The organism is Planococcus plakortidis, assembly GCF_001687605.2.
GTDB classification, from domain to species: Bacteria; Bacillota; Bacilli; order Bacillales_A; family Planococcaceae; genus Planococcus; species Planococcus plakortidis.
This window is the reverse complement of the sequence record NZ_CP016539.2, coordinates 3,034,395-3,046,528: the sequence shown is the minus strand read 5'-3', so window position 1 is coordinate 3,046,528 and position 12,134 is coordinate 3,034,395. Positions and strand designations below refer to the sequence as shown.

General features: G+C 40.3%; 9 protein-coding genes and 3 pseudogenes. 8 read left to right on the top strand and 4 right to left on the bottom strand.

All coding sequences use genetic code 11. From position 1 onward, the window contains the following. Positions 1 to 53 precede the first annotated feature (53 nt). Positions 54 to 1,973, top strand: a complete 1,920-nt coding sequence (gene asnB, locus BBI15_RS15165) for an asparagine synthase (glutamine-hydrolyzing) (protein ID WP_237150882.1) — start codon at positions 54 to 56, stop codon at positions 1,971 to 1,973. Between the two features lie 259 nt (positions 1,974 to 2,232). Here asnB and BBI15_RS15160 read toward each other — a convergent pair. Both BBI15_RS15160 and BBI15_RS15155 read right to left on the bottom strand, forming a co-directional pair. Further along, positions 2,233 to 2,499: pseudogene (locus BBI15_RS15160) on the bottom strand (metal ABC transporter solute-binding protein, Zn/Mn family); the annotation flags it as partial. A 116-nt stretch (positions 2,500 to 2,615) separates the two neighbouring features. Further along, complete coding sequence (locus tag BBI15_RS15155; protein WP_068870833.1) at positions 2,616 to 3,143, bottom strand: GNAT family N-acetyltransferase; 528 nt, start codon at positions 3,141 to 3,143, stop codon at positions 2,616 to 2,618. 415 nt (positions 3,144 to 3,558) lie between these two features. Here BBI15_RS15155 and BBI15_RS15150 point away from each other — a divergent pair, with 415 nt between their 5' ends. After that, a complete protein-coding gene (locus BBI15_RS15150) occupies positions 3,559 to 4,851 on the top strand; it encodes an APC family permease (protein WP_068870831.1) in 1,293 nt (430 codons plus the stop codon). Positions 4,852 to 4,932: 81 nt separating this feature from the next. Here the strand turns inward: BBI15_RS15150 and BBI15_RS15145 are convergent, their stop codons facing one another. Continuing rightward, positions 4,933 to 6,435: a multicopper oxidase family protein gene (locus tag BBI15_RS15145; RefSeq protein ID WP_068870829.1), complete on the bottom strand. Its 1,503-nt coding sequence runs from the start codon at positions 6,433 to 6,435 to the stop codon at positions 4,933 to 4,935. Between the two features lie 208 nt (positions 6,436 to 6,643). On the opposite strand from BBI15_RS15145, the pseudogene BBI15_RS15140 reads away from it, so the two are divergent. Together BBI15_RS15140 and BBI15_RS15135 are read left to right on the top strand one after the other, a co-directional pair. After that, positions 6,644 to 7,825 (top strand): annotated as a pseudogene (locus BBI15_RS15140) (IS256 family transposase). A gap of 217 nt (positions 7,826 to 8,042) precedes the next feature. Then, a complete protein-coding gene (locus BBI15_RS15135) occupies positions 8,043 to 8,489 on the top strand; it encodes a hypothetical protein (protein WP_068870827.1) in 447 nt (148 codons plus the stop codon). A gap of 229 nt (positions 8,490 to 8,718) precedes the next feature. Here the strand turns inward: BBI15_RS15135 and BBI15_RS15130 are convergent. Then, a pseudogene (locus BBI15_RS15130) lies at positions 8,719 to 9,431 on the bottom strand (SMI1/KNR4 family protein). Positions 9,432 to 9,801: 370 nt separating this feature from the next. Between BBI15_RS15130 and BBI15_RS15125 the strand changes: the two are divergent. From BBI15_RS15125 to BBI15_RS15110, 4 genes are all read left to right on the top strand, one after another. Continuing rightward, the gene (locus BBI15_RS15125; protein WP_068870823.1) at positions 9,802 to 10,248 is read left to right on the top strand and encodes a DUF7878 domain-containing protein; all 447 of its coding nucleotides are present in this window, start codon (positions 9,802 to 9,804) and stop codon (positions 10,246 to 10,248) included. 67 nt (positions 10,249 to 10,315) lie between these two features. Beyond that, positions 10,316 to 10,801 (top strand): hypothetical protein, encoded by a 486-nt coding sequence (locus BBI15_RS15120; protein WP_068870821.1) that lies wholly within the window; start codon positions 10,316 to 10,318, stop codon positions 10,799 to 10,801. A gap of 119 nt (positions 10,802 to 10,920) precedes the next feature. Continuing rightward, on the top strand, positions 10,921 to 11,463 hold the full coding sequence (locus BBI15_RS15115) for a PepSY domain-containing protein (protein WP_068870820.1): 543 nt from the start codon (positions 10,921 to 10,923) through the stop codon (positions 11,461 to 11,463). Between the two features lie 151 nt (positions 11,464 to 11,614). Next, on the top strand, positions 11,615 to 12,121 hold the full coding sequence (locus tag BBI15_RS15110) for a CueP family metal-binding protein (RefSeq protein WP_068870818.1): 507 nt from the start codon (positions 11,615 to 11,617) through the stop codon (positions 12,119 to 12,121). The last annotated feature ends 13 nt before the right edge of the window (positions 12,122 to 12,134 follow it).

Here is a 12,134-nt window from a genome sequence, read left to right as displayed (position 1 = left end):
AATTACTCTCCATATCTTCTCCATAATTCATTTCTATACTCATGTGTAACGAAATGGAAATGGGGAGATGTAGTATGTGTGGATTTATAGGGGTTATTCCTGGTTCTCCGGGGGCTAATGACGAAACTGTGCTGAATGCTATGTTGGACCCGATTGTCCATCGTGGGCCGGATAACCAATCAGTGTACAGTGATGGTCAAGTTGGGCTAGGATTCGCCAGATTGAGCATATTGGATTTACGAAGTGCTGCCAATCAGCCATTGGAAGCTGAAGAGGTGGTCCTTGTATTTAACGGGGAAATTTACAATTTCCGTGAAATCCGGACAGAATTGATGGAACTGGGATTTGAATTTTCAACGACTTCCGATACTGAGGTGCTGTTGAAGGGATATCTGCATTTCGGGGAGAACATTATCGGGAAATTACGCGGTATGTTCGCGATTCTAATTTGGGATAAACCGAGCGGAAAGTTCATTGCCGCAAGGGACCCATTTGGGATTAAGCCTTTATATTACACAAAAACCTCCGATGGCTCATTCTTGTTCGCTTCTGAGATCAAATCGTTCATGGAGCATCCAGGATTTGTGAAAAAGCTGAACAAACGGGCGTTAAAACCCTATTTAACTTTCCAGTACTCGGTGATGGAAGAGACATTTTTTGAAGGCGTATATCGTGTGCAGCCAGGAACTTATCTCGTGATGGAAAAAGGTGAAGAGACCCGTACGGTCGCTTATTTCTCCTGTGAATTTAAGGAACAACGTAAAAGTTACGGGGAATACATCGAAGACATCCAGCAAGCTGTCGCCGAATCTGTCGACGCGCATAGAGTAAGCGATGTTCCGGTAGGATCTTTTTTATCAGGTGGGATCGACTCGAGCTACATCACCTCTTTGCTGAAGCCACAAAAATCCTTTACCGTGGGATTTGAGGATTATGAAGATATGTTTGATGAGACCAAACTGGCTGTGGATTTAGCAGGGCAGCTGGGAGTCGAAATCGAACAGCGATATGTAAGTGCGCAGGAAAGTTTTGACGTCTTTCCCCAAATCCAATGGCATATGGACGAGCCGCATTCCGATCCGTCGATTATTCCATTGTACTTTTTGAATGAAATGGCCAGCAAAGACGTGACCGTTATTTTATCTGGTGAAGGGGCGGATGAATTATTCGGGGGATACGAATGGTATCAGCCTTCTAAAAAGCTGAATTCGTACCGGCGATTGCCGAAAGCTGTCCAACATACGCTTGCACAAGTATCGAATGCCTTGCCGCAATCAAACCCGTATCGAAAGTTTTTCCAAAAAGCCATCCAGCCGATTGAAGAGCGTTTCATTGGCCATGCGCTTGTGTGGAGTGAGAAAGATGCGCTTGGAATTTTGAAAACCGACTATCAAGCTGGCCCTTCTGTACAGGAAGTGGTGGACCCGCAGTATTCGAAAATGAATTATTACAATGAAACGGATAAAATGCAGGCGCTTGATTTGGAGTTGTGGTTGCCTCGAGCTATCCTTCTGAAAGCAGATAAGATGAGTATGGCCCATTCGATTGAGTTGCGTGTGCCGTTCTTGGACAAGAAGGTATTTGAAACGGCAAGGCAATTGCCGGAAAGCATGCGGGTCGATTATGGCAAGTCGAAAGTTGCTTTGCGGGAAGCAGCCCTGAAAAATCTTCCAGAAGACTGGGCCAAGCGGAAAAAGTTAGGGTTTCCCGTGCCGATCCGCCACTGGATGAGAGAAGAAAAGTTCTACAAAATGATTCATTCGACTTTTCAGCAAGGATATGTGCAAGAGTTTTTCAATCAGGAGAAACTCTTGCAGTACCTCGAACGGCATTATAACAATGAGGAAAATCATGCGCGGTATATTTGGACAATCTATAGCTTCTGCATTTGGTACGAGCAGTATTTTCTGGACGAGGAAAAGGGAGAGGCAGCCAAGAACCGAGATAAGCATCCAGCCCTGCAAGGACAGTGAATATAGTTATAAATACAGATCGAACATTCCTCTATAGGCTTCTAATCAAAATTAGTTTGGACATCAAAAAACACCGCGATTCATCATCGCGGTGTTTTTGTTATTTTAGCATCGTTTCTAAAGTTTTCAGGTTCTTTTCCATCAAAGTGAAGTAGGTTTCGTTGTCGTCTTCATTTTCCGGAATGAGAACGCTTAGGTTATGAAGCTCCACAGCTCCGACTTCATTCTGAACCACTTCAGGCAGCTTGGAAGACACGTTTTACTCAAACGCAATGTGTTCGATGTTCTTCTCTTTTGCCAAGTCCACGATGGCCGTCAAATCTTTCTGCGAATGCTCATCTTGGCTATTCAACCCGGCAACCGGAACGTGTTCAAATCCGTATGTGTCCGTTATATAGCCAAAAGCATCATAGGAAACGAAAAATGTCATGTTTTCTGTGTTGCTGCCTAGTGCTTGATCGGATTCAGCCACTTGCTGCAGCTCGATAATCAGTTCCTCGTAATTTTCTTCATACGTCTCGGGACCTTCTGCATCAGCTTACACAAATAAATCTTTACAATGCGGTATAAAGGTAACTGGCAGTCATTTTAGTCGAGGCCGAATACAGACTGAGAGGAATATAAACCAAAGTTTATTCTTCTTTATAGTAAAAGAGTTAGTGATTGAAGAGGCAAATATTTCGCTGAAACAAACCGCTGAATTGGCCCAGGCCAATGATCGCGTTTGATTTCCACGTACTCGTTATTTGTATATTCAGATATGGTTTTTCGCCAAAACTTCTGTGCGGGAAGGTTGGTTTCGAGCTCAGCCACTTCCCAGACCCCTTGAAACAGGTCAAAAAGTTGAAATGCGGCTTGCTTGCCGATACCTTCCTTCCGGTATTTTTTCATGATGAAAAATTCGCATATCTTTAAATAGGAAGAACAACTTGAATCCTCAGACGCTATCTCGCGCACCAATGCAAATCCGGCAAGGTTTCCATCCACCTTGATTAGGAACGGGAAATGCGTAGGAATTGTCCAATAGTAATCCAGGTACTTGTAGCCAAACAAACCGTTTTCATCCACATCTTCAGATTCGAACTCGGAGAAGTCGTATTGATACAGTTCCATCAAGTTTTGCAATACATGCTTTTGTTCGATAGTCGGCTGAAAGATTTCAAGTTTCATGTTCCTTCCTCCATTCTGTCGATTTATTTATCTACTATAAATGTGAAATGTGTAAAAAGAATGGAGAAATGATTCTGAAGAATAAAATAATAGAAAAATTAAGAGTGGACTCTATAAAATTCGAAGTGGTGTAGAGATTGATGGGCTAAATTATGGTTGAGAGTAACGTTAGCATATTAGGGGATTATCGGTAGAAAACCTTCACTTGGAGCTTTTCTTTTTTGTAAATGACTTCTTTAGTAAAGATTTAAACCTTAACTATTGTATCTCGCCGAGTATTAAAATATGCAGTTTGTGTGGAATTCTTAACTTTCTGTTTAGCGGAACAGGGTCTAGGGAAAAGTCAGGTACTTGTTATCGATTTGATACTTAACATAAGTTAGCAATGTTTCTATACAGAATGGAGGAGTTGAGGATGGCAGATTATAAAAAGAATAGTATCTCCTTAATCGGTGCTGTAGGATTAGGAACCGGGGTGATGATTAGTGCAGGAATCTTTGCCTTACTAGGACAAGTCGCGCAACTTGCAGGATCATGGTTTCCTCTGATGTTTATAGTAGGGGGGCTTGTTACAGCTTTTAGTGCCTATTCTTATATAAAGCTAAGTAATGAATTTCCATCAGCCGGTGGAATTGGAATGTTTTTAGTTCAAGCTTACGGTAAAGGAACAATTACAGCTGCAGCTGCTTTGTTAATGGCCATTTCAATGGTCATTAATCAAAGTCTGGTTGCCAGAACATTTGGTACCTACACTCTACAACTTTTTGATATCAATCAATCAAGTTATCTTGTTCCGTTATTAGGAGTGGGGTTACTGACTTTTGCATTCTTGGTAAATATTTCTGGAAATAGCTTCATACAGTCGTTTACATCTATAGCTTCACTACTCAAGATTGCAGGATTAGCTGTTTTTGGGATAGGTGGATTAAGCGTAGCGGGATTTTCGTTTTCATCTGTAGAAAGTGGGGGAGATTCAGCAGACCCCACCATAGCAAGCTATATTGCTGCGGTAGCATTGACAATTTTAGCGTTTAAAGGGTTTACTACGATTACCAATAGTGGTTCTGAAATAACAAAACCGAAGAAAAACGTTGGCAGAGCCATTATGATTTCGATTTCAATTAGTTTGCTTGTGTATTTATTAATTGCATGGTCAGTTTCAAGTAATTTACCATTGGACCAGATCATTAAAACAAAAGATTATGCACTTGCTGAAGCAGCAAGACCTGCGTTTGGTGATTACGGTCTTTGGTTTACTGTCGGAATTGCCATCATCGCAACCATTTCCGGAATAATTGCAAGTGTCTTTGCCGTATCACGAATGTTAGCGATGTTAACAGATATGAAACTGATTCCTCATAAACACTTCGGTATGCCTGGTGATATACAAAAACATACCTTGGTTTATACAATCGTATTAGCTATGTTTCTAACCATCTTTTTTGATCTGAGTAGAATTGCTTCAATGGGTGCTATTTTATATTTGGTAATGGACATGATCATTCATTGGGGAGTGTTCAAGCATTTGAGAGAAAAAGTGGGAGCCAATTCAGTGATCGTATTGACCGCTTTGACACTAGATGCCATCATACTCGCTGCATTCATTTGGATTAAAATGAATTCCGACTTATTTGTGGTCGGTGTCTCCTTTATATTCATCCTGCTAATCTTTGCAGGAGAGCGTTTCTTTTTAAAACGTACAGCATAAACGATTTCAAAATGTTTTAAAATCGAGTTGAAAGACACCCGCAAGAAGTTCCCTAGGAACTTCTTGCGGGTGTCTTATTCTTCAATAGATTTCAATTTGTCCCATCATGCCACTATCTTCATGCTCTAAGATGTGACAGTGAAAAACATATACACCTTTCTCTGGAAACGTCACGAGCAATTTCACTTTTTCACCTGGATTAACTAATACACTATCTTTCAAGCCTTGTTCGCTAGGGTCTACTTCCTTGCCGTCACGAGAAATCACTTTAAATTGCGTCCCATGAATGTGAAACGGATGAATCATACCACCCATCATATCCTTCTTATTGTACACTTCCCATACTTCAGTAACGCCTTGTTCTTGGCGTAAGTCAATGCGATCGGCATCAAATTTTTTGCCGTTAATCGTTACCATATCCATCATGCCAAACAATTCAATGTTTTTTTCAATAGGCATTTCTTTTTCTTCCGGCGTTAAGAATGGCTCCTCTGTCGTCCACTTTTCCGTTGGATTTGCAGTAGCATCTTCAAGTTTCACATCAAATGGCAATAATTCAACGCCTTCATCGTTTATGATAGCGAGTGATTCTTCGGCTGTTAGTTTTGAAAAATCTATCAAAATTTCTGCGCGCTCTGATGCCGCTAATGTTAATTCTTGTATTTCTACAGGTTCATCGAGCAAACTTCCATCAGAAGCAATTTGAGTAAAGCTAGCGTCATTGCTTAAACTAAATGTGTAGTTTCGTGCATTCGATCCATTTAATACACGGAAACGCATAATTGGTTTTGTAATCGTTAATTTAGGATTGATTGTGCCATTCACGATAGAAACGTCTCCTAATGTGCCATCTTCATCCATAAGTTGGTTGTAATTCAACTGTTTGTCTTCACTAAAAAGGCGATCTTGGAAAATCAAGGGAATATCGTTAACTCCATAATCGTTAGGTATAGCTAGTTCTTCCTTATCGGAGCTATCGATAAGCAACATACCAGATAAGCCTCTATATACTTGCTCAGCGGTCATTTCATGAACGTGTGGATGATACCATAAAGTTGCCGCTGGTTGATCTGCTTCGAGCGTTATAATCCGACTTTCTCCAGGTTGGATTTCATCAAGAGGTCCTCCATCTATCTCACCAGCAACTTCAAGTCCGTGCCAATGAAATGTAGTAGGTTCGTTTAAGTCATTTGTAATTTTAACCTCCACTTTTTCGCCTTCTTCTATTGTGAGAGTGGGGCCTAGTAAGTCGCCATTATATCCGTAAGTTTCCGTTGATATTCCTTTGTAAAACTCGGTAGTTCCTTGTTGGGCAACGACTTCATAATCATAATTTTGACCCTGCTGCTTTTCAAGCAATGGAGGTATAGTTAATTCATTGGAACCCTCAGAAGAGGCAAGGGAAGGTACATTCCCATGATCCATCATTGAACCCATTCCCCCTTGATTCATCCCTCCCATACTTTGGTCAGAATCTTCTCCGTTCATCATATTTGAATCCATTCCACCACTATTACCAGAACAAGCAGATAGAATTAGTAACAAAAAAACCATGAGCCCGATCAACTTAAGAAATTCACGCATTGTTTACCCTTCTTTCGTATTTATTATATTGCTACTGTAAACCTAATATGTGAATATCTTGTGCAAAAATAGTGACAAAGTTATGGATAAAAGTTGAAAAAATTTGAGAGCGTAAAATATCTTGTGTAAATGAATAAATAGAAAAAGGAAGACCTTTTCTTGTAGAATTAAGTCACCACAACCAATTCACAGAAAAGAGGCCTTCCCTATGACTCAGTTTACAACAGATATTATGCAAGCTCTAGTAAAAAAAGGAGACATCTCCGAAGTTTTTCGGATGCACCTGGAGACAGCGGTGAATGCACTTCTTCAAACGGAACTAACGGCGTTCCTAGATTACGAAAAATACGACCGCATCGGGTTCAATTCGGGCAATTCGCGGAACGGTGCCTACACGCGGACACTCCATACGGAGTATGGGGATTTAGAGCTTTCGATGCCACGGGACCGGAACGGCGAATTCAACCAACAGACGGTCGCTCCATACAAGCGCTCGAATGATACGCTGGAGTCGTTCGTCATCCACATGTTCCAAAAAGGCGTCACCATGTCCGAGATTTCGGATCTGATCGAGAAAATGTACGGCCATCACTACACGCCGCAAACCATTTCCAATATGACCAAAGTGATGAGCGAACAGGTCGAAGCGTTTAAATCTCGTCCGTTAGAGCAGCGCTACGCGTGTGTCTATCTGGATGCAACTTACATTGCCCTCAAGCGCGACACGGTCTCGAAGGAAGCCGTCTATATTACGATTGGCATCCGAGAGGACGGCTCAAAAGAAGTGTTGGCCTATACAGTGGCACCTACGGAATCCGCATTCGTTTGGGAAGAAGTCCTGTTGGACTTGAAAGAGCGCGGTGTCGAAGAGGTGCTTTTGTTTATCTCCGACGGCTTGAAAGGCATCACTGATCGCATCTTCGCGGTCTTTCCCGATGCTCAATATCAGGCGTGCTGTGTCCACTTGTCTCGTGGGATCCGCCACAAAGTTCGCGTTACCGATCGCAAGGAGATTCTGGATGATTTCAAATCGGTCTACCGGGCAGAGAACCGAGAACTGGGTGAAAAAGCGTTAAAATCCTTTGTCGATAAATGGAAAACGGCCTATCCCAAAGTGACGAAATCGTTGGAAGCGAATCCCTATATTTTCACCTTCTAAAGCTTCCCAAAATCCATTTGGCGAAGCATCTATTCAACAAATCTGATCGAATCGTTCAATAAAAATGTAAAGAAATATAGCAAGCGCAAGGAGCAATTTCCGAACGAAGATTCCTTGGATCGCTTCCTGGTTTCCCAGTTCGAAATCTATAATCAGAACTTCTCTACCCGTTGCCATATCGGATTCGATCAAGCTCGTGCAGAGCTGGCTGAGATGTTCAAACAGGCTTAATCGATATACATACAAGAAAAGGATTTACTTATTTACACATAATTATTGACGGTCTCAGGGGAGAATAAGTTGATTAAAGCTTAGTCTCTCCCTTTTTATGTGTGGAAGTGTATTTTACGAACAGTTTATGCCCAATCATCTCTGGATGTCTCAGTTACCACTCAGTATAGTTAAAGAGAATCGTTTACTACGAGAACCAGACAAGGGAGGATTGGCGATGAATGATGACAGGCGAATCAGAATAGATGAATTAAAAGTGGTTCAAAGACAAAAACAATTTATACAGATGCATGAATTTAAAAAATATCCGCCACATCAACTTCTATCCTCTAATGCGGATGAGGAAATATGGAATAAAATAAACCAGGGGAGAGTAATAGAAAGAATTGAAGAAGTTAGCTTAGAATCTCTTCGAAAACAAATTGGTCAAATTTTCTCTGATAGCGAGAAGCTAGGGACAGTGTTTTACTTTAGTACAGACAGTTTCTTCGTTCAGTTTAATAAAAGTGAATTGATCCAGCATGCAGATAAGATGGTGGAAGACCTCTCAAAGGATGCACTCTTGCATTGGTTCATATTTTCAACCGACTTGAACCAAATACTTTTGTTAGAGGAGAGTGAATACGGCTATTATGAGCTGACTTATTATGAAGAAAGAATTTAACTTGGTTAACATATGACCCCTTATCGGAAGTGGAGAAGCTAAACTAGAAATTTCCCTTCTTCGGTATTGAAGAATACTTAAAAAAGGCTTCCTCTGTTTAGAAGAAGTCTTTTTTAAGTGTAGTATTCACTCAATCTCCTGCTACTTAGCAAATTTACCGGACATTCTCCTACAAGCACTGAGAATCCTTGAGAGAAGAAGTATACATTGGAAATAGGATATCTTTTTCTCAAAAGTGTTTATACTTTATTCTTTTTCTTATTTCTCTGGCTTCTGAGCGTATGCTTTCGTTCTTGTCTGCGATTAATTTCTCGATTATTTCTTCAAGTAAAAAATGTAAGTTTTTATCCGACTCAATAATGTAGATTTCAAGATTGTTATTTAAGATATTAGTAACAGTTTCCCTAATTAGTGCCTCTGAATGAGTAGCGCATTTCAAGAGCTGTTCGAAATACCACTTGTGGTTTTCTGGATATTGAAGATTTAATAAAGTCTCTTCGATTAATAGAATATCATTCCCCGAAAAGATCGTTTCAGCTGCTTCTTCAGAAATACCCCAATCTTCATCGTCTTCGTCATTTTCGAAAAACACTTCTTCTTTTGAAAGGTTATTTAAGAAATTATCAAATGTATGGGCTACTTCAATAATTTCTTCAGTTTCTGGTTCCAAATAAATAACCGAAGGGTTTACTGAATCCTTTCTGTAATCAAGAGCAAAAAAGCTATTCCCATCTCCGCTGAAAATAAGAATATTTTTCGGAAGATCCCATTCATCAATGAGATAATCTGAATCTAAAATACCACCTTGACCACAACCATAAATGTGATTAATCTCAATGTACGCATTGGTTTCAAGATGACTTTCCTTCTTCACTGAATTGTACTGTATAGTACCGCCATATGTTCTAAAAGAATCTCTTTATAAGAAGCTGGCAATTCCATATCTAGTTGGTTTTCTATTTTTTCAATCTCTACTTCTGAAGTTTTTGGTAACTTATAATCATCCTCGACTTCCTTAGCCCATACGTGCATCAATTAACCTCCTTAGATTCTATTGAATAGTCTTGTTTAATATTGTTACTAACCATAATAAAACAAAATGATTGAAAATATCCGTTTCACCAAAAATAGGAAGTTAAAAAATTTTTAATATCCATACGTTTACATAATTTAAATCATCGGTAGTCCGATATATTTAAAATTTGCAACAAATAAAAGGCGCTGATTTAGGGGAATTGAATGTAACTTATGTGCAGTTAAGTTACATTCACACTGAAAAATTCCAGTAGAAACGTGCTGAAGGAGTGATTGCATGGAGAATCTGGCTATTGATTTTGAATTGGATCCATTATTGAAATTGGATAAAAAGCTAATTCGACAGAAAAACGGAAAATTATTGATTGATGTGCAAGGGGAATTAATCATTCATATCGGTCATTCGTGTTTCTTTCATGAACCGTCCTTAGCGTTGCTTGAACTGGGGGTTGCTTTAAAAAAGTGGAGAGTGAAAGATTCCGAAGGAGAAAATGATTTTTATTACTTTACGATGGAACATGATGAAAGAGAAGGACCTATCTTAGCTTTTGTTAGAAAAAGCGAAAAAGAATGGCAGGTGTTTTCAATTTGGCAAGAATTTGAACACGAAAGCACAATAGCTTCTGATATGTTGTTAAAAGCAGTAGACCGGTATTTAACTAAACTAGAAGATATTTTGATGAAAAATTTCAATATCAAGTATTCATACTTCGCTCGATTCTGATAAATCGAATGTAACTTTTTGTGAATTATGTTACATTCAATTTCAAAAAATAAGGGTGCGGATAAAAATGAAAAAGGAAAACAAAAATTTTGCAGAGAGAGCGTTAAAGCAATTGCTTGTCGGAAGCCAACTTGATGGCTTTCAATTCGGCATTGGTCCAGGAATAGTACGCGTTTGCTTTACCCATTATTCTGAGCAAGATCCCGATATATTGTGGTTGAACATTGAGGTAAGAAAAATCGCCGTCACTACTAATCATGAGCGATTAAAATCGATTTCTAAAGAGAATTTGAAAGAACTAGATGATGAAGATTCGTTTCAACTATTTTTGAAAAACCGAAGAGAAAAAGTGAAAGATGTTTGGCTCGGAGAAGAGTCGCCACATTTATATATTTCGCTTGAGTCCGGAAAAATATTGTATGTAAATGGGCATGATGAAAACTATGAATGCTGGCAGCTTGGAGATCAATCTGGTTATGGGGATGGTAATTGGTTAATTGTGGCGGTTCCAGGAAACGAAATAGCTACTTGGAGTCCTGAAGAGTTTACATGATATTGGTTATCGGAAGTAAAAAGAGTGAAAGCTTCTCATCAAGTTCTAATCTGTCTTTCAAGTTGTCCTCATCCTGGCTGGTTATTGTTATTGTGTAATAACAAAAAGGAGGAATTACGATGAAAAAACTATGGATGAGAGCTATAGTAGGGACAGCCATCGCAGGTGGAATCGGTGGAGCAACGGTTGCAGCAGCAACGGCATTCAATGACTCTGAGGCACCTGAAGTAAGTGGGGAGCAAGCTTTGCAGGAGGTGTTTTCCAAGGTCGAGGGCACAGTGCAGGAAGTGGAGTTGGGACTCGAAGACAGGCGTTATTATGAAGTGGAAGTGGAAAGTTCAGTGCGTGAATACGAGTTTCTGATCGATGCCGCTTCAGGGGAATTCTTGGCCGAGGAACCAGGTCAGGAAAATGCATCCGATGATGAATTTCACCGTCCAGTCGATGCCATGGACTATGCAGAATACTCGATGGTTGAAGAGCAAGTCGACACAGGCCGCTTAACATATCATTTAGCGACGGACAATCCAGGAAACCGCATTCTATTTTTACTGGATGAAAACGGCGAAAAGCAATTTAAAACGATTTTCCTGAAAGACAGCCGGGAGCTGGAGATTATCGATTTGTCGAACGGTGAACAGGTTTACCGCGGAGATATCTAAAAAATAAGAAAGGAAACAGCAAGAAGAAGCCGTTCGCGCTTCTTTTTTTTATGGGGACATCGGTGAACAGGCAGGTTCATAAAGTCGTGCGAATTCAGCTCTTCAAGCAGGAATAGGGCTTTGATATAGTAAGGAAGAGAGGAGAGGTTATATGAGAGTTCCATTCATGATATTGATGGTGGCTTTATTGGGCTTCTTAGCCGGATGTACAGAGGGCACTGCATTGAATGAAACAGAAGTAAAAGAGTTGGTAGTTGATTTGAGCGGAAGTGATGAAGTCAGTGCAGCTTCGATTGACGATCGAGAACTGAAGGTGGAAGACGAGGGAAAAACAACGGTTTATCCATTGCCTGAAGATGAGTTCTTTGTCTCGATTGCCCCGTATGAAACGTATACGCATCCTTGCGAAATCCATAGCTTGACGGGATGCCAAGGAGAGCTGGCGGAAAAAGAACTGAAGGTCACCGTGACGGATGAACAAGGGGAAGTCTATGTAGACCAGTTGATGACAACGCCGGCAAATGGGTTCATCGATTTGTGGCTGCCGCGTGAGCAAACCTATACGGTTGAAATCGAAGCGGACGGTAAAAGCGGAGAACTTCAATTCTCCACATTCAGCGGCGATCCAACCTGTTTAACCAGCATGGCATTGAGCTAAAATTGGCTCGTAA

Bases quoted from the DNA above. Each gene is read 5' to 3' on its own strand.
- BBI15_RS15135 (WP_068870827.1), top strand. From the start codon at position 8,043: ATGAATGATGACAGGCGAATCAGAATAGATGAATTAAAAGTGGTTCAA.
- BBI15_RS15155 (WP_068870833.1), bottom strand. From the start codon at position 3,143: ATGAAACTTGAAATCTTTCAGCCGACTATCGAACAAAAGCATGTATTG.
- BBI15_RS15125 (WP_068870823.1), top strand. From the start codon at position 9,802: ATGGAGAATCTGGCTATTGATTTTGAATTGGATCCATTATTGAAATTG.
- BBI15_RS15150 (WP_068870831.1), top strand. From the start codon at position 3,559: ATGGCAGATTATAAAAAGAATAGTATCTCCTTAATCGGTGCTGTAGGA.
- BBI15_RS15110 (WP_068870818.1), top strand. From the start codon at position 11,615: ATGAGAGTTCCATTCATGATATTGATGGTGGCTTTATTGGGCTTCTTA.
- BBI15_RS15145 (WP_068870829.1), bottom strand. From the start codon at position 6,435: ATGCGTGAATTTCTTAAGTTGATCGGGCTCATGGTTTTTTTGTTACTA.
- BBI15_RS15120 (WP_068870821.1), top strand. From the start codon at position 10,316: ATGAAAAAGGAAAACAAAAATTTTGCAGAGAGAGCGTTAAAGCAATTG.
- asnB (WP_237150882.1), top strand. From the start codon at position 54: ATGGAAATGGGGAGATGTAGTATGTGTGGATTTATAGGGGTTATTCCT.
- BBI15_RS15115 (WP_068870820.1), top strand. From the start codon at position 10,921: ATGAAAAAACTATGGATGAGAGCTATAGTAGGGACAGCCATCGCAGGT.